Below are 17631 nucleotides of genomic sequence, written 5' to 3'. Positions count from 1 at the left end.
CGCCCGGTCCCATTCCGAACCCGGAAGCTAAGCTTGACAGCGCCGATGGTACTGCAACCGAAGGGTTGTGGGAGAGTAGGACACCGCCGAACTTACCTTCCGTACGGCCCGTTAGGATAGCCAGTTGGCTGCCCTAGCGGGCCGTACGCGTATGTCCGGAACAAGATTTTTCCATGGCAGGAGGCCAGGTGTCCGAGTTCGGTCGACGAGACTCAGCGGATGATGGGTCAGGCCGGTCGGCACGCCGGGACGAAGGCTCCCGGGGCCGGTCGGACGGACCCGGGGGAGACCGACGTGGTGGCCGGCAGGACCGCGGCGGCCGCGACGGTGGACACCAGGGGCGCCCTCGCCGTGACGACCGTGGGGTTCGCGGGGGCGGCAAGCCGTTCCGCGGCTCGGACGGTCCCCGTGAGCAGCGCGGAGGATACGCAGGTCAGAGCCGTGACAGCGGTGGCCGGTCCGACAGCCGTGACGACCGTCGCGGGGGCGGCGGGTACGCCGGCCGCGACTCGGGCGGCCGGTCGGGTGGTGGCAGCCGGTACTCCGACGGGCCCGCCCGCTCCGGCAGTGGCCGGTACGAAGACCGCGGCAGCCGTTCCGGCGGGACGGGCCGCGACGACCGCGGTGGCCGGCCCGGTGGCGGCCGCCCCCAGGGCAAGTCGTCGTTCGGCGACCGCAAGCCGCGCTGGGAGGACCGCAGCGGCTCCGGCCGCCGCGACGACGACCGCGGCGGCGCTCGTTCGGGTGGTTTCCGCTCGGACGACCGCGGGCGCTCGGGCAGTGACTCGCGCGGTGACCGCGGCGGCTTCCGCTCGGACGACCGCAACCGCGGCGGAAACGATTCACGGGGCGACCGCGGCGGATTCCGTTCCGACGACCGCGGGCGCGGCGGAAACGATTCACGCGGTGACCGCGGCAGTTTCCGTTCCGACGACCGTAATCGCGGCGGCAATGATTCGCGGGGCGACCGCGGCGGTTACCAGCGCCGCGACGACGACCGCGGCTCCCGCGCCGGTGGCGGCTACCGCTCCGGCGGCAGTGGCTCCGGTGGCAGCTATCAGCGCCGCGATGACGATCGTGGAACCCGTAGTGGTGGCAGCGACTCTCGCGGTGGCAGCTACCAGCGCCGAGACGACGACCGTGGTTCGCGCGGCAGCAGCGATTCCCGCGGCAGCTACCAGCGCCGCGATGACGACCGCGGCACGCGCAGCGGCGGGAGCGACTCTCGTGGCGGCAGCTACCAGCGCCGAGACGATGACCGCGGCTCCCGCGGCAGCAGCGATTCTCGCGGCGGCAGCTACCAGCGGCGGGACGACAGCCGCGGCAGCGACTCCCGCGGCGGCAGCTACCAGCGGCGGGACGATAACCGCGGCAGCGATTCTCGTGGCGGCAGCTACCAGCACCGCGACGATGACCGCGGCGCCCGCAGCGGCAGCGACTCCCGTGGCGGCAGCTATCAGCGCCGCGATGACGACCGCGGCGCCCGCAGCAGCAACAACAGCAGCAGCGACTCCCGGGGCAGCTACCAGCGACGCGACGACCGTGACTCGGCCAAGCGGGGCACCGGCGATAGCCGCCCCGCCGCTCGGGACTACGACCGCAAGGACCGCCGGGACGACCGGCCGCGGCGCGACCCGCGGCCCAAGGTCGGCGGCCCGCTCGACGACGAGGCCCTCGCCAAGGAGCTCCTCGAGGCACCTGAACTGCCCGAAGACATCGAGTACTCCGACCTCGACGAAGAGGTCCGCCGCGAGCTGCGGACCCTGCCGAAGGGGCTCGCGGAGACCGTCGGGAAGCACCTCGTCGCCGCTGGTGGCCTGATCGACAGTGATCCCGAGGCCGCGCTCGAGCACGCCAAGTACGCCAAGGCCAAGGCCTCGCGCGTGCCGATCGTGCGTGAGGCGCTCGGCCTGGTCGCCTACCACGCCGGCAACTGGTCGGAGGCGCTCTCGGAGCTGCGCGCCGTCCGGCGGATGACGCGCAGCGACGAGCACATCGCCATCATCGCCGACGCCGAGCGGGCGCTGGGCCGGCCCGAGCGGGCTCTCGACCTCGCGAAGGAAGCCGACACGGCAAAGCTGGCGAAGGCGACTCAGGTCGAGCTCGCGATCGTCGCGGCCGGGGCGCGCCGGGACCTGGGGCAGCTCGACGCCGCCGTCGTCTCGCTGCAGGGTGACGACCTCAAGGCCGAGAAGCGCGACCCGTGGAGCGCTCGCCTCTTCTACGCCTACGCCGACAACCTCGCCGCCGCCGGGCGCGAAGAAGAGGCCGTCCGGTGGTTCCTCAACTCGGCCGACGCCGATGCCGAGGACGAGACCGATGCGTCCGAGCGCGCCGCCGACCTGGCCAACGCCGGGCAGGACAAGGACGCCGCGGCAGCGAAGGCCGCCGAAGAAGCGAAGGACACCGAAGCCACCGATGAGTGACGCCCTGCTCGCGGCCTACGACGCGGTCCTCTTCGACCTCGACGGCACCGTCTACCACGGCACCCGGGTGATCCCGGGCGCCCCGGAGACCGTCCGCGCCGCCCGCGAGCACGGCACACCCGTCCGCTTCGTGACGAACAACGCGTCCAAGGCCCCGGCGGAGGTCGTCGACCACCTCACCGAGCTCGGCATGCCCGCCGAGGCCGGCGAGGTGCACACGAGCGCCCAGGCCGGGGCGCAGCTGCTGAAGGAGCGGGTCGAGCCCGGCGCGGAGGTCCTCGTCGTCGGCACCGAGTCGCTCGCGGCCGAGGTCGCCGGCGCCGGGCTGAAGCCGGTCCGGGAGAACAGCGACGGCGTCCGGGCGGTGGTGCAGGGTCACTCGCCCGACAACACCTGGGCCGCGCTGGCCGAAGCCTGCCTGGCCATCCGGGCCGGCGCGCTGTGGGTGGCGTGCAACGTCGACGCGACCCTGCCCAGCGAGCGCGGCCTGCTGCCGGGCAACGGCTCGATGGTCGCCGCGCTGCGCACCGCCACCGACGTCGAGCCGCTGGTCGCCGGGAAGCCGGAGCCGCTGCTGTTCGAGACTGCGGCGAAGTCCGCCGGTGCGGAGCATCCACTCGTGGTCGGTGACCGGCTGGACACCGACATCGCCGGCGCGGTCGCCGCGGGAATCGACTCGCTCGTCGTGCTCTCCGGTGTCGCGACGCCGAAACAGCTGATCGAGGCGATCCCGGCCGAGCGCGCCACCTACCTCGCCCGGGACCTCACGGCCCTCGAAGCCAAAGCCGAGGACCTCAAGATCGGGCCGCGCCCGGGCTGGACCGTGACCGTCGAGGATGGCGCCCTGGCCGTGACCGGCGACGGCGACGACCTCGACCTGCTGCGCGCGCTGTGCCACACGGCCTGGGAGACGGGCGTCACCGAACTCGGCGCGCGCGCCGAGGCGAAGCTCGCCTGACTGATACCGTTCGAACCGTGCAGGACCACCCCTACCCCGTCCCGGGCCCGCCGCCCGGTTCGTTCTCGCAGCAGACCGACCCGCGGGCCGGCATCGAAGAAGCCGTCGCCGGCCTGGACGACCTGGACGCGCTGCCGCTCGGTGAGCACGTCGAGCGCTTCGACGCCGTGCACACCGAGCTGACGGTCGCCCTGTCCAGCATCGACAAGGTCTGACCACGGTGCCCAAGCGGGCGCGCCTCGACGCGGAACTGGTTCGGCGCGGCCTCGCCCGGTCGCGCGAGCAGGCGTCGGCCCTGATCACCGGCGGCAAGGTCACCGTGCGTGGTTTGGTGGCGAGCAAACCCGCCACCGGTGTCGAGACCGACGCGCCCATCGTCGTGAAGGACGAGGACGACCCCGGCTGGGCCTCGCGCGGCGCGCACAAGCTGCTCGGCGCGCTGGCGGCGTTCGACGGCCTGAGTGTCGAAGGCAAACGCTGCCTCGACGCCGGCGCGTCCACCGGGGGTTTCACCGACGTCCTGCTGCGCAACGGCGCCGCGACCGTGATCGCCGCCGACGTGGGCCGTGGCCTGCTCGACTGGCGGATCCGCACCGACGAACGTGTAGTGGTCATGGACCGCACCAATGTTCGCTCCCTCTCACCCGACGACCTCGGCGGGCAGGTCGACGTCGTCGTCGGGGACCTCTCGTTCATCTCCCTCAAGCTCGTGCTGCCCGCGCTCGCCGCCTGCGCGCGAGCAGGCGCCGACCTGGTGCCGATGGTGAAACCGCAGTTCGAGGTGGGCAAGGACCGCCTCGGCAGCGGCGGTGTCGTGCGTGACCCCGAGCTGCGCGCGGAATCGGTGCTCACCGTCATCGACGAGGCCGCGAAGCTCGGGCTCGCGCTGCGCGGGGTGACCGCCAGCCCGCTGCCCGGGCCGTCCGGGAACGTCGAGTACTTCGTGTGGCTGAAGAAAGAACACGTGGCCGAGTCCATTGTGGACGCGGTAGACAGGTCTGAGGCCGAGCGGCTCGTCCGAACCGCCGTCGAGGAAGGGCCCGCATGACCACCGAACGTGAAGTGCTCCTCATGGTGCACCCCGATCGTGAAGCGACGGGCGAGGCGGCGCGCGAGGTTTCGGCGCGCTTCGCCAAGGCCGGCATCCGGATCCGGGTGATCGAGGACGACGTCTGCGCGCTGATCAACCCGGACGAGCACGGGGTCGGCTCGACCTGCACCGTCGTCGACCCGGACGACAACCCCGCCGCGGGGGTCGAGCTGGTGTTCGTCCTCGGCGGTGACGGCACGCTGCTGCGCGCGGCCGAGCTGGCCCGCCCGGCCGGGGTGCCGGTGCTCGGGGTCAACCTCGGGCGCGTCGGCTTCCTCGCCGAGGCCGACTCGGACGCGCTGGCCGACACCGTGCAGCGCGTCGTCGATGGCGACTACCAGGTCGAAGAGCGGATGACCATCGACGTCACCGTCACCCACGACGGCGCCGAGGTCGCCCGCACCTGGGCGCTCAACGAGGCCAGCGTCGAGAAGAGCACCCGCGAGCGGGTGCTGGACGCGCTGATCGAGGTCGACGGCCGCCCGGTGTCGGCCTTCGGCTGCGACGGTGTGCTGTGCGCCACACCGACCGGTTCGACCGCGTACGCGTTCTCGGCGGGCGGCCCGATCATCTGGCCGGACGTCCAGGCGCTGCTGGTCGTGCCGAGCAACGCGCACGCGATGTTCGCGCGGCCGCTGGTCGTCTCGCGCAACTCGGTGATCACCGTCGGGATCGACCCCGACGGCTCGTCCGCCGTCCTGACCTGCGACGGCGGCCGGCTCATCGACCTGCCGCCGGGCGCCCGGGTCCGGGTGACCTGCGGCACGACTCCGGTCCGGCTGGTCCGGCTGTGGGACGGGCCGTTCACCGATCGCCTGGTGCAGAAGTTCTCGCTGCCGGTGAAGAGCTGGCGCGAGCGCCACGCGCGTCCGTGTGAGTAGGGACCGCTCGGCGATCCATTCGAACATATCGGCGACTCGCCGGGCTCCCGCGCGCGCAGAGTGTCGGTGGGGGCCGCTACGGTAGGCGGCGTGCTGGCCGAGATGCGCATCCAGGGCCTCGGAGTCATCGAGGACGCCCTGCTGGAACTGCACGCGGGCTTCACCGTCGTGACCGGTGAGACGGGTGCCGGTAAGACCATGGTCGTCACCGGGTTGCACCTGCTCTCCGGGGGCCGGGCCGAGGTGTCCAAGGTCCGGACGGGGATGCTCAAGGCGTTCGTGGAAGGACGGTTCACCTATTCCGGCGTCGAAGGCGCCGAACGGATCGTCACCGATTCGGGTGCGGACGTGGACGAAGACGGCAGTGTGATCGCGCTGCGCGCGGTCGCCGTCGACGGCCGGTCCCGCGCCCACCTGGGCGGCCGGTCCGTGCCGGTCGGGGTGCTCGCGGAGCTGTCCGAGCAGCTGATCGCGGTCCACGGGCAGAACGACCAGCTGCGGCTGCTGCGGCCCGCCGAGCAGCGCGCGGTCATCGACCGGTTCGCCGGGGACGCGGTGGCGAAGCCGCTGCGGGCCTACCAGGAGGTCCGGTCCGAGTGGCTGGCGGTGATCGCCGAGCTGACCGAGCGGTCGACGCGCTCGCGGGAGCTGGCCCAGCAGGCCGACCTGCTCAAGCACGGGCTGACCGAGATCGACGCCGTCGCGCCGGAGCCGGGCGAGGACGTCGAGCTCACCGGGCAGATCAAGCGGCTCGCGGCGGTCGACGAGCTGCGTGCGGCCGCGACCGAGGCGCACGTCGCGGTGTCCGGTTCCGCGGACGGCGACCCGGACGCCCCGGGCGCGGCCGGCCTGGTCTCGGAGGCGCTGCGGCGGCTCTCGACGTCCGAGGACGCCGTGCTGCGAGAACTCGCGCCGCGCTTGGAGGAGGCGTCGGTGCTGCTGGCCGACGTCGGGGCCGAGCTGGGCAGCTACGTCGAGACGCTGGACGCCGACCCGGCGCTGCTGGAGAAGGTGCTGGCGCGCCAGGGCGACCTCAAGCGGCTGACGCGCAAGTACGCGGCGGACGTCGACGGCGTGCTCGCCTGGGCCGACGACGCCCGGCGCCGCCTGGAGTCGATGGACACCTCGGAAGAGGCGCTGGCGGAGCTGGGCATGCGGCGCGACCAGCTCGCGGTGCAGCTGGCCGCGCACGCCGTCGAGGTTTCGGCGGCCCGCGAGAAGGCCGCCGCCGAGCTCGCCGCGGAGATCACGCGGGAGCTGTCCGGGCTGGCGATGGGCCAGGCCGCGATCGAGGTGACGGTCGAGCAGCGCCCGGCCGAGCACGGCGACACGCACGCGCTGGTGCTCGACGGCCGCGCGGTGCACGCGGGCGCGGAGGGCGTGGACGACGTCGAGCTGCTGCTGCGCGCGCACGACGGCGCGCCGCCGCTGCCGGTGCACAAGGCCGCGTCCGGCGGTGAGCTGTCGCGGGTGATGCTGGCGATCGAGGTGGTCCTCGCGCACGCGGACACGGTGCAGACGCTGGTGTTCGACGAGGTCGACGCCGGGGTCGGCGGCCGCGCGGCGATCGAGATCGGCCGCCGGCTGGCCCGGCTGGCGCGCACCCACCAGGTCCTGGTGGTCACCCACCTGCCGCAGGTCGCCGCGTTCGCCGACCAGCACCTGGTGGTGGACAAGGGCCACACCGGCGGGGTCACGCGCAGCGGTGTGAAGAACCTGAGCCAGTCCGACCGGGTGAGCGAGCTGGCCCGGATGCTCGCGGGCATGGACAACGAGACGGGCCGCGCGCACGCCGAGGAGCTCTTGGCGACGGCGGAGAAGGACAAGGCCGACTTCGAGCCGAAACGCAAGCGGGCCAAGAAGAAGTAGGGCGGGTCAGCCGGCGTCCAGGTCCGCGGTGATGGCGTGGAACACCGCCGCCAGCACCCGCGCCTGCTCGGCGCTCACGTGGTCGGCGAAGTACCGCTGCACGCCGCGGACGTGCGTCGGCCAGGCGTTTCCCAGCGCCGTCAAGCCCTTCGGCGTCAACACGACCAGGGTGGCGCGGCGGTTGCCAGGGTCCACTTCGCGGCGTGCGTAACCGTCGCGCTCCAAGCCGTCGACCAGGCGGGTCAGGCCGCTTGTGCTGTGGACCAGCGCGTCGGCCAGGTCCTTCATGTGCAGGCGCCGGTCCGGGGCCTCCGACAGCTGGACGAGCGCGTCGTACGTCCGGTGTGTCATGCCGTGCTCGGCCCGCAGCTCCGCGTCGAGGACCCGCAGCAGCAGGGCCGACGAGCGCAGGAAGCCGCGCCAGGCGTCGTCGTGGTCCCGGGACAAGCTCACCCCGGGAATAGTACTCGCGCGGACAGTTGTTGTGCGGACTGTTCGCTTGCGAAGAAAGGGTCCACGATGCGCGCAGTCGTCCTCCGGGAACCCGGTCCCGTCGAGAACCTCGAACTCACCGACCTCCCGCTGCCCGAGGTGAAACCCGGCTGGGTGCGGATCGCGGTGCGGGCGTTCGGCCTCAACCGCTCCGAGCTGCACACCCGCCTCGGCCTGGCCGACGGCGTGACGTTCCCGCGCGTGCCGGGCATCGAGGCCGTCGGCGTGGTCGACGCCGATCCGGACGGGGAGCTGACGCCCGGGCAGCAGGTCGCCACGATGATGGGCGGGATGGGCCGCACCTTCGACGGCGGGTACGCCGAATACACGGTGGTGCCGAAGGGGCAGGTCATCCCGTTCCGCTCGGACCTGCCGTGGGCGGTCCTCGGCCAGGTCCCGGAGACGCTGCAGACCGCGTACGGCTCGCTCACCACCGGGCTCGACCTCAAGGCGGGCCAGACGCTGCTGATCCGCGGGGGCACCTCCGCGCTCGGCTTCGCGACGGCGGCCCTGGCGAAGGACCTCGGCGCCACGGTCTTCGCGACCACCCGGCAGCCGGACCGGCTCGGCACCCTGCGCGAACACGGTGTCGACCACCCGCTCTCCGACGACGGCGACGTCGCGGCCCAGGTCCGGAAGATCGCGCCCGAAGGGGTCGACGCCGCCCTCGAGCTGGTCGGCACCCCGACCCTGCCGGACACCCTGAACGCCACGCGTGTGCACGGCACGGTCTGCTTCGCCGGCATGTTGTCCAACCAATGGACGATCTCGAACTTCTATCCGATCGGATACCTTCCCGCCGGGGTGCGGTTGACCGCTTATGGTGGTGAGGCGGACGACCTGCCCGCCTCCGTCCTCCAGCGCCACCTCGACCGGATCGCCGCCGGCGAAACGAGCCTCGGCCCCGCGAAGGTGTACCCGATGACGGAGATCCGGCAGGCGCACGACGACTTGGAGCACAACCGGACGGCGGGCAAGCTCGTCGTGCTGACCGGCCGAGCGGAGGGAGCCGCCCCGTGATCGTGCCGCCGCCGGCCGACCTCGAAGCCCAGCTCGCCGCCGCGCGGCGGGACGGCGACCTCGACCGCTACCTCGGCCTGCTCGCCGGGGAAGAGCTGTTCGTCCCGATCCGGCGGGTGGACGCGCTGAGCATCCTCGACGAGCGCGCGGAGACCTTCCCGAACGTCTACTTCGAGACCGGCGGTGACGAGTTCCTGCAGGTCTTCACGCGCGGCGCCCTGCCGGACCTCGGCTCGGACGTGGTGGCCATGAGCGGCGCGCTGGACTGGGCGGTCGACGGGGTCGGGCGGCACGAGCGGGTCGTGTTCAACCGCGGCACGCGGGGCGAGTGGCGGCTGCCGGGCGCGACGCTGCAGCCGTGGCTCGACGGGCACCTCGACGACGTCACGCCGCTGGAGGAGCAGGTCGAGCGGCTGATCACCGCGCCGTACGGGCACCTCGAGGGGCCGATCGCGCACGCCCTCGCCTGCGGCGCGCACCTGGCGGTGCTGAACGCCGCGCCGTGGAACGTGCTCGACGCCCGCTACCACGACTACGTCGCCGAGGTCCGGGGCCTGCGGGACTGGTGGGGCGTGCCCGACCCGCCGGGCTGGCGCGCGACCATGGCCGACCTGATCGGCGACGGGTACGCGCTGACCCCGGGCAACCTGGTGCTGATGCTGCGCCTGCGGTTCGCCGCCGAGTACGGGCTGACCGGCGGTGAGCTCGACCCGCTGACCTGGGCGGAGCTGGTGGACCGGTGGTGCGCGGAGAACGACGCGGCCGACCAGGCCGACGAGCTGCGCCACACCGTCCGCCGGGTGTCGCGCTGCGAGCAGCGGTTCCGGGCCGACGGCCTGGTCGACGCGGACGGGTTCGTCACGACGGCGTTGTCGTGGGACGTCGGCCGCGCGGTCAACATCGCCCGCTGGGGCCTGGCCGCCGGGTACTGCGACGCGCTGACCGCCGAGCTGATGGTGCTCGAGGCGGGTTCGCTGGCGCGTCGCTACCACCAGTCATGGGCCGACCTGTCGGCGGGGTACGTCATGGGCCGGGTGCTGCACGCCGAGGACGACGAGTTCGGCGAGTGGTACCCGGCGGCCGTGCGGGTCCACCACCAGCTCCTTCAGGATCCGGCGAGCCCCTGGGTGAACCTCGGTTTCGGGTCGCTTTCGGAGGAGTCCGAGGCCTGACCCGTGCGGGGGAGGTCACCACAACGAGTCACCTCGGCTACGGCGTGGCGCACATCGTCCCACGAGCAAATTTGTCACCATCGGCCACATGAAGCTCACCGGCTTGCTCACGCGGAACCAAGAACCCCTCCCGGGGATCACCGGCGTCGCCCGCGTGGACCGCCGGACCCGGGAGCTGCTGCGCCGGATCAGTCCCGGCGACATCGTCGTGCTCGACCAGCTGGACCTCGACCGCCAGACGGCCGACGCCCTGGTCGAGGCCGAGGTCGCCGGCGTGGTCAACGCGTCGCCGTCGATCTCCGGCCGGTTCCCGAACCTGGGCCCGGAGATCCTGATCGCCGCCGGCGTCCCGCTCGTCGACTCGGTCGGCGGTGAGCTGCTGCGCACGATCAAGGACGGCACGAAGCTGCGGCTGCACGACGGCCTCGTGTTCGTCGGCGAGCGCCAGGTCGCCTCCGGCATCGAGCAGACCGCCGACAGCGTCGCGGACCAGATGATCGAGGCCAAGGCCGGGATGTCGACGCAGCTGGAGGCGTTCTCGGCCAACACCATCGAGTTCCTCCGCCGCGAGCGCACCCTCATCCTCGACGGCGTTGGCGTGCCGGAGCTGAAGGTGGCCATCCGCGACCGGCACGTGCTGGTCGTCGCGGGCGGCAACGGGCACGCCGAGGACCTCAAGAAGCTCAAGAAGTACGTCGCCGAGCACCGGCCGGTGCTGATCGGCGTCGACGCCGGCGCGGACACGCTGCGGGTGCAGGGGTACAAGCCGGACGTCATCGTCGGCGACCCGACCGGCATCGGCACCGTCACCCTGCGCGGCGGCGGGGAGGTCGTGGTGCCCGCGCAGCCGGACGGGCACGCCCCCGGGGTCGAGCGGATCCAGGACCTCGGCATCGGCGCGGTGACGTTCCCCGCGACCGGCAACGCCGAAGACCTCGCGCTGCTGCTGGCCGACGCGCACGGCGCGAACCTCGTCGTCACGGTCGGCTTCCAGGCCACCCTGCGCGAGTTCCTCGACCACGGCCGGTCCGGTTCGAACCCGTCGACGTTCCTGACCCGGCTCAAGCTCGGCACGAAGCTCGTCGACGGGAAAGCGGTGGCGACGCTGCACCGCAGCCGGGTGTCGATCGGCGCGGTCGTCCTGCTCGTGCTCGCCGCGGTCGTGGTCGTCGCCGCGGCCCTGCTGGTGTCCGACGTCGGCTCGGTCTACCTGGACTGGCTCCGGCACACCTGGAACTCGCTCGCCGCCTGGGTCAAGGGACTGTTCACGTGATTTCGCTGCGCTACCACGTCGTTTCCATCGCCGCCTGCTTCCTGGCGCTCGCCGTCGGCGTCGTGCTCGGCTCGACCGCGCTGAACGGCTCGCTGCTGTCCGGGCTGGCGGGGGAGAAGAAGGACCTGGGCAGCCAGGTCTCCGACCTCGAGGCGCAGCGCAACGCGCTGAACGCCCGCCTGGCCGACGCCGACGCGTTCGCCGGGGCGATGGGGCCGAAGGTCGTCGCCGGGGTGCTGGACAAGCGGTCGGTGGTCCTGGTGACCACCGAGGACGCGCGCCCGGCCGACCGCGACGCGCTCAAGCAGCTGATCGGCCAGTCCGGCGCTTCGGTGACCGGTGAGGTGCAGCTGACGGCCGCGTTCGCCGACCCCGACAAGGCCGACCAGCTCCGCGACGTCGTCACGCGGCTGCAGCCCGCCGGGTCGAAGTTCCCGACCGCGGGTGACTCCGGCACGCTGGCCGGCGCGCTGCTCGGATCCGTGCTGCTGCTGGACAAGACGACGGCGAAACCGCAGTCCTCGGGGGAGGAGCTGGCGGCCGCGCTCGGCGGGCTCACCGACGGCGGGTTCGTCAAGGCCGGCCCGGACGTCAAGCCGGCGCAGCTGGCGGTCGTGCTCACCGGCGCCCAGGCGACCGGCGACGGCGCGGGTGACCGCGCGGCGACGATCGCCCGGTTCGCCACCCAGCTCGACCGCACCGGCGCGGGCACGGTCCTGGCCGGCGACGCCGGCTCGGCGGAAGGCACCGGCGCACTGGGCGTGGTCCGCGCCGACACCTCGGCGACGTCGATCCTGTCCACTGTGGACAACGTGGACACCTCCGCCGGGCGGGTGAGCACCGTGCTGGCATTGAAGGAACAGCTCGACGGGGGCGCTGGCCGCTACGGCATCGCCGGCAACGCCCAGGCCCCCGCACCGGGAGTCAGCAACCCCGCGGGGAACTGACGGTCAGCTCGCGAGCCACAACGCCGGGACGTTCGGCGGTTCCCAGCCCACCAGCGAGGTGTGGGCCTGGCGGCACGTGTACGTGACGCCGTTGTAGGTCACCTTCGCACCCGTCGCGTACGCCGTGTTCGGGGCCCACGCGGGCACCGACGGCGGCGTTGTCGGGGTGGTCGGAGTGGTGGGCGTGGTCGGGGTGGTGGGGGTTGTCGGAGTGGTCGGGGTCGTGGGTGTGGTGGGTGTCGTCGGGGTGGTGGTCGGCGGCGGGGTCGAGCAGTTCGGCGTCGAGGCCGCCAGCCCGTTGACCACCGCGTGGAACAGCGTCGAGCCCGGGTCCAGGTCGTAGAGCGAGAACATCATCGCGCCACCGAGACCCGTGCAGTGGATGTAGTCCGTGCGCGCCTTGATCGACTGCGCCGACGAGCCGCCGTAGAAGTTCGTGCCGTCGTAGAACCAGGCCGACTGCGTGACCGGGTCCCAGTACGTGTCCGCCGGGTTGTCGACGAGGCCGGACAGTTCCTTGTACATCGCGACACCCGGGACGTTGCCGCTCAGCGCGTGGCCGGGTGACGGGCCCGAAGCGGACTGGTAGAGCCCGTGGTTCGAGCCGGCCGGCACGCCGGTCCAGCCGCGGTAGTAGAACGGGATGCCCAGCGTCAGCTTGTTCGCCGGGAAGCCGCCCGCGATGCCGTACGCGCTGTTGCCGTGCAGGTAGTCCTTGACCACCGAGTCGATCGTGTACTTCTCGGTGCCCGGCGGGATCGTGCCCGACGGGTCGCTCGGGGACGAGTACAGCGGGTCCTGGAAGTTCGTCGGCCCGGTCGCGTCCCACGCGCCGTGCATGTCGTATGTCATCGCGTTGCCGAAGTCCAGGTACTGCCCGATCTTGTCGGTCTGGAGCTTCGCGATCTTGTCCTGGCCGCCGGGCAGCGCGGCCGAGAGCGCGTAGTGCTTGCCGCCCAACGCGTCCAGCTCGCTTCGGAACTCCGCCATCAGCGCGGTGTAGTTCGCGGTGTCGGCGGCGCTGTAGTGGTTGCCGACGTGCCCGGTCGGCGAAGCCGGGTACTCCCAGTCGATGTCGATGCCGTCGAAGATGCCCGCCGCGGTGCCCGGGCCGCCGTACCCGCCGGCCGCGGGGATGTTGCCCTTGATGAACATGTCGAGGCACGAGCTGACGAACTTCTTGCGCGACGCGTCGGTCGCGGCGGCGTCGGAGAAGTACTTCGAGTACGTCCAGCCGCCGATCGACAGCAGCACCTTGAGGTTCGGGTGCCGCGCCTTGAGCTCCTGCAGCTGGTGGAAGTTGCCGGCGACCGGCTGGTTCCAGACGTCGGCGGTGCCGTCGACGCTGATGTCGGAGCCGAACGACTTCTGGTAGTCGGCGAACTGGTCGCCGCCGCCGTCCCCGGCGTTCGGGTCGGTCTCACCGCCCGGGTCGGGCGTGGTCGCCTTCGTCGCCTCGAAGCATGTGTGGTTCGTGGGATCGATGTTCTCGAAGTCGTAGAGCAGGTAGTCGAGGTTGTTGGCGATGGAGTCGACGTTCTTGAGGTAGTAGGCGTTCTGGTAGATGGACCACTGGTCGAAGTAGGCGATCCGGACCCCGCCGGAGGTCGCCGCGGCGGCGCCTTGGGCGGCCGGTCCGGCGATCGTGAGCGCGCCCACGACCACGGCGGCCGCGGCGGCGGCGAACCACGCCAGTCTTCGGGAAACTCCTCTGGCCATGCTGTCTCCTCGCGCAGGCGGACGGCCCTCTCCCAGGCCGCGACGGCGCGGGAGAGGGCGTACGCGACGGTTCTTCACGAAGCGGGTCCGGCCCCGGTCATGAATGTGCGCGCGAGGACACCGAGTGTCAATACTTTGGACTAGACCAATCTCGCGGAGGCGTGCGCTATGGGGTGTGGTGTCCGGATTTCCCAGCGTTGGTAGGGGTTACTTGAGCGGGGGGTCGAGCGGGAAGCACGACACGCGCACCGGCCACGTGTCCCCGCCGGCGGGCAGCGGCATCTTCTTCAGCGCCGCGGCCGCGGCCTGGTCGTGGGCCTCCTCGGCCGCGGCGTGGAAGATGTCCGCCGCGATCGACTGGTCGAACACGCCGATCTGCTGGTGCGGCCAGCCCGCGGCGCCCTGCAGCGCGCCCGGGATCAGCTGGTCGACGACCTTGCGCAGGGTCACCCCGTTCGGCGCGGTGTACTTCCAGACGTCGACACCGAGGTTCTTCCCGAGTTCCGCCATCCGGCCCCACGCGGTGAGGTTGAAGTTGACGTAGTGCCACGACATCGTCCGAGAGAGTTCCAAGGGCTGGCTGCCGTCGGCGGCGAACTGCACCGGGAACCGCTTCTTCTCGGCGTCCAGGACGATCTTCTTCGCCGTGTCCCGCTTGCCGAGGTACGCCGCGATGGTCGCGTTCTGCATGTCGAGGAACGTGCCGTGGTTGTTGGTGGCGGCCAGTTCCAGCTTCGCCTGCGGGCTGGTCTGCATCCAGTTCAGGTACTGCGTGAGCCACGCCCTGACGCCGTCGCGGTCCTTGCCGGTCCAGCCCGGCGCGCCGCCGTCGAGGAGGGCGAAGACGTCGAGCACCTGGCTGAACGACTGCGTCGAGTCGATGATCCCGGTGCCGCTGATCGTGGTCTTGCACGGGATGATCTGCGAGTAGGTCATGTTCGGGTTCATCTTGGTGGCCGGGTCGAGGAACCAGGTCCGGATGTCCAGTGCTGCCCGCTTCGCGTATTTCGCGTCGCCGGTGTAGTACCAGGCGAGCGAGAGGTAGTACATCGCGTCCCAGGCCACCATCCGGTAAGTGTGGTCGGTGATCGCGTCGGCCTCGGGGTTGCGCTGGCCGTCCTTGTTGACGTACGGGCAACCCTGCGGGTTCTCCGGGGTCTTCTCACTCGCCCACCAGTACGGCGCCTGGCTCATGTAGTCGTGCTTGTCGCCGCTCGGCGGCGCGGTCGGCTTGTCCATCACCGACCACGGCCCGGCGGTCAGCGCGGTGTTCGCCTTGGCCAGCACGGCTTTCAGCGCGTCCCGCTGGGCCTGGGACGCGTGCCCCCCGCGCAGCGCCTGCTTGATGTTCGCGAGCTTGGCGCCGTCGGTGACGATCGTGTGCGGTGGCGACGCGGCGGCCGCCGTTCCGCTGATCGGGACCAGGAACACACTCGCGGATACCGCCATCGCGCCGAGAACGCGGAGCCTTCGCACGTCGACCGCCTTCCGGGGACGTCAAGATCCCCACGTCGTCACCGGGCGGCGGTACGGCTGAGGGGGATTCTGGCGTCCCCGTGCGGTGGGTGTCAATCGGGCCAGGTCCGGCGCTTGTCGAGCGGCTTGGCGTACGAACCCGCGCGGCTGGTCTTCAGGCCCAGGCCGACGAGCGACTCGGCGAGCCGGACGGCCGCCGCGACGCCGTCGATCACCGGGATGTCCAACATCGTGGCGATCTTCCGGTCCAGCCCGGTCATCCCGGCGCAACCGAGCACGAGCACTTCCGCCCCGGCGTCGCGGGCACGACGGCCGGCGGTCAGCAGCGCCGACTCCGTCCGGCGTTCGTCGGTCAGCTCCAGCACACCCAGCCCGGCGCCGGTGACCGTGACGCAGTTCTGCGCGACGCCGGCGGTGTGCAGGCTGTCCTCGATCAGCCCGACCGTCCGGTCCAAAGTGGTCACTACGCCGTAGCGGCGGCCGAGCAAGCACGCCAGGTGCGCGGCCGCCTCGGTGATGTCGACTACCGGGACGTCCAGCAGCTCGCGCGCGCCCTCGCGGCCGTGCTCGCCGAATCCGGCGAGCACCACCGCGTCGAACGGTTCTTCCAGGCCCCGCAACAGATCCAGCACCGCTGCGGCGGACAGGAAACTGTCCAGCCACCCCTCGGCCGACTCGGGGCCCCACTTCGGGGTCCGCGCCAGGATCTCGGTGCCGGGACTCGCGGCCGCGCGGGCCCCGGCTTCGATCTCCTTCGTCATCGCCTCGGTGGTGTTGCAGTTGGTGACGACGATCTTCATCGGTGCTTCCTCGAGACCGCGAAGTACAGCAGCGCCGACGACGCCGTGCCGATGAACCACGAGTACGGCGCGGCCGAGGCGAAGAACGGCACCAGCGCGATCACCGCGGCGAGCGCGGCGGTCGGGAAGAACGTCACCAGCGCACGCGGGTTCACGCGGGGGTAGATCCCGCCGTCGACGAACAGCTGCGCGACGTCGACCTTGCCGCGGCGGATCAGGTAGTAGTCGACGATCATGATGCCGAACAGCGGCCCGAGGAACGCGCCGAGCCCGCCGAGGAAGTAGTTGACGACCGTCGGCGAGGAGTAGAGCTTCCACGGCAGCACGCACAGCGCGGCGACCGCGCTGATCATCCCGCCGATGGTGAAGGAGATCCGCTTCGGCCAGATGTTGGCCAGGTCGTAGGCGGGGGAGACGAAGTTCGCGACGATGTTCACGCCCATGGTGGCGATGGCGAAGGTCAGCGCGCCGACGATCAGCACGGGAGTGTTGTGCACCTTCGACAGCAGCTCCGCCGGATCGGTGATGGCCTCGCCGAACACCTGCATGCTGCCCGCGGTGACGATCACCGACAGCAGCGCGAACGCCGTCGAGTTGATCGGCAGGCCCCAGAAGTTGCCGCGCTTCACGGTCTTCTGGTCCGGGGCGAACCGGGAGAAGTCGCAGAAGTTCAGCATCAGCGTGCCGTAGGTGGCCAGGATGAGCCCGGCCGCGCCGAACCACTGCCGGATCTGCTCACCCGTCGAAAGCTGTTTCGGGCTGCTGGTCAGGGAAATGTTCCAGTGCCCGGCGGCGAGGATCCACACGGCGAGGGCGATCATCACGACCCAGATCGCCGGGCCGCACCAGTCCTGGAACTTGCGCACGGACTCCATGCCCCGCGTCAGGATGAGCGCCTGGACCGCCCACAGGGCCACGAAACAGATCCAGCCGAGCGCGTGCAGGCCGAGGAAACCGTGTTCGGTCAACGGTTTCAGGCCGGGGTCGATGGCGAGCACGAGCAGCGTGATGGCGACGCTCGCGAGGTAGGTCTGGATGCCGTACCAGAAGATCGCGATGACCGCCCGGATCAGTGCGGGCAGGTTGGCGCCGAACGTGCCGAAGCTGATCCGCGCCACGACCGGGAACGGGACGCCGGTGCGCTGCCCGATCCGGCCCATCAGGTTCATGCCGACGTAGATGATCACGAAGCCGAACAGCAGGGCGGTGAAGACCTGCCAGGCCGAGAGGCCGAGCACGAACAGGCCGGCCGCGAAGGTGTAGTTGCCGAGGTTGTGCACGTCCGACATCCACAGCGCGAAGATGTCGTAGACCTTCCAGCGGCGGTCTTTCGCAGGGGCGAGGTCTTCGTTCCAGAGCCGGGGATCCGGCGGTGAGCTCGTCTCTTGCTGGGATTCGGTGAGCGGGGCGGCGGTCATGCTTGCCTCCGATCGACGGATGCTTTCGGGGGTTCCGGGTGGCGGAGCCCCCGGCCGGGGCGAAGCCCCGCGTGTCACAGTGCAGCGACG

15 protein-coding genes and 1 rRNA gene are annotated in these 17631 nt (G+C 71.5%); 11 read left to right on the top strand and 5 right to left on the bottom strand.

Annotated elements, in window-relative coordinates:
- The 7 genes from rrf to recN form a co-directional block, all read left to right on the top strand.
- Positions 1–92, top strand: a 5S ribosomal RNA gene (rrf, locus tag ACZ63J_RS46550); the annotation flags it as partial.
- A 96-nt stretch (positions 93–188) separates the two neighbouring features.
- The gene (locus ACZ63J_RS46545) at positions 189–2426 is read left to right on the top strand and encodes a tetratricopeptide repeat protein (protein ID WP_465401556.1); all 2238 of its coding nucleotides are present in this window, start codon (positions 189–191) and stop codon (positions 2424–2426) included.
- Complete coding sequence (locus ACZ63J_RS46540; protein WP_465401555.1) at positions 2419–3384, top strand: HAD-IIA family hydrolase; 966 nt, start codon at positions 2419–2421, stop codon at positions 3382–3384. Before ACZ63J_RS46545 ends, ACZ63J_RS46540 begins: the two co-directional genes overlap by 8 nt.
- A gap of 17 nt (positions 3385–3401) precedes the next feature.
- Positions 3402–3599, top strand: a complete 198-nt coding sequence (locus ACZ63J_RS46535; protein ID WP_465314383.1) for a hypothetical protein — start codon at positions 3402–3404, stop codon at positions 3597–3599.
- A gap of 5 nt (positions 3600–3604) precedes the next feature.
- Positions 3605–4432 carry a TlyA family RNA methyltransferase gene (locus ACZ63J_RS46530; RefSeq protein WP_465401554.1) on the top strand — a complete coding sequence of 276 codons (828 nt, stop codon included), beginning with the start codon at positions 3605–3607 and terminating at the stop codon, positions 4430–4432.
- The gene (locus ACZ63J_RS46525; protein ID WP_465401553.1) at positions 4429–5355 is read left to right on the top strand and encodes an NAD kinase; all 927 of its coding nucleotides are present in this window, start codon (positions 4429–4431) and stop codon (positions 5353–5355) included. The genes ACZ63J_RS46530 and ACZ63J_RS46525 overlap by 4 nt, the downstream gene beginning before the upstream one ends.
- A gap of 90 nt (positions 5356–5445) precedes the next feature.
- Positions 5446–7224: a DNA repair protein RecN gene (gene recN, locus ACZ63J_RS46520; RefSeq protein ID WP_465401552.1), complete on the top strand. Its 1779-nt coding sequence runs from the start codon at positions 5446–5448 to the stop codon at positions 7222–7224.
- 6 nt (positions 7225–7230) lie between these two features.
- Here the strand turns inward: recN and ACZ63J_RS46515 are convergent, their stop codons facing one another.
- Positions 7231–7677 carry a MarR family winged helix-turn-helix transcriptional regulator gene (locus tag ACZ63J_RS46515; RefSeq protein WP_465401551.1) on the bottom strand — a complete coding sequence of 149 codons (447 nt, stop codon included), beginning with the start codon at positions 7675–7677 and terminating at the stop codon, positions 7231–7233.
- A 66-nt stretch (positions 7678–7743) separates the two neighbouring features.
- Here ACZ63J_RS46515 and ACZ63J_RS46510 point away from each other — a divergent pair, with 66 nt between their 5' ends.
- From ACZ63J_RS46510 to ACZ63J_RS46495, 4 genes are all read left to right on the top strand, one after another.
- Positions 7744–8736, top strand: coding sequence for a zinc-binding alcohol dehydrogenase family protein (locus tag ACZ63J_RS46510; protein WP_465401550.1), 993 nt, complete (start codon positions 7744–7746; stop codon positions 8734–8736).
- Positions 8733–9908 (top strand): DUF1266 domain-containing protein, encoded by a 1176-nt coding sequence (locus ACZ63J_RS46505; RefSeq protein WP_465339085.1) that lies wholly within the window; start codon positions 8733–8735, stop codon positions 9906–9908. The genes ACZ63J_RS46510 and ACZ63J_RS46505 overlap by 4 nt, the downstream gene beginning before the upstream one ends.
- Positions 9909–9996: 88 nt before the next feature.
- Positions 9997–11181 carry a putative cytokinetic ring protein SteA gene (gene steA, locus ACZ63J_RS46500; protein WP_465339084.1) on the top strand — a complete coding sequence of 395 codons (1185 nt, stop codon included), beginning with the start codon at positions 9997–9999 and terminating at the stop codon, positions 11179–11181.
- Positions 11178–12128: a copper transporter gene (locus ACZ63J_RS46495; protein WP_465339083.1), complete on the top strand. Its 951-nt coding sequence runs from the start codon at positions 11178–11180 to the stop codon at positions 12126–12128. Before steA ends, ACZ63J_RS46495 begins: the two co-directional genes overlap by 4 nt.
- A 3-nt stretch (positions 12129–12131) precedes the next feature.
- Here the strand turns inward: ACZ63J_RS46495 and ACZ63J_RS46490 are convergent, their stop codons facing one another.
- From ACZ63J_RS46490 to ACZ63J_RS46475, 4 genes are all read right to left on the bottom strand, one after another.
- Positions 12132–13847: a glycosyl hydrolase family 18 protein gene (locus ACZ63J_RS46490; RefSeq protein ID WP_465401549.1), complete on the bottom strand. Its 1716-nt coding sequence runs from the start codon at positions 13845–13847 to the stop codon at positions 12132–12134.
- A gap of 207 nt (positions 13848–14054) precedes the next feature.
- Complete coding sequence (locus tag ACZ63J_RS46485; protein WP_465401548.1) at positions 14055–15323, bottom strand: alginate lyase family protein; 1269 nt, start codon at positions 15321–15323, stop codon at positions 14055–14057.
- A 92-nt stretch (positions 15324–15415) separates the two neighbouring features.
- Complete coding sequence (locus ACZ63J_RS46480; protein ID WP_465401547.1) at positions 15416–16123, bottom strand: aspartate/glutamate racemase family protein; 708 nt, start codon at positions 16121–16123, stop codon at positions 15416–15418.
- Complete coding sequence (locus ACZ63J_RS46475; protein WP_465401546.1) at positions 16120–17541, bottom strand: NCS1 family nucleobase:cation symporter-1; 1422 nt, start codon at positions 17539–17541, stop codon at positions 16120–16122. Before ACZ63J_RS46475 ends, ACZ63J_RS46480 begins: the two co-directional genes overlap by 4 nt.
- Positions 17542–17631: the final 90 nt, after the last annotated feature.

It is taken from the genome of Amycolatopsis sp. NPDC104863, from assembly GCF_055582965.1.
This window is presented reverse-complemented; position numbering and strand designations above follow the sequence as displayed.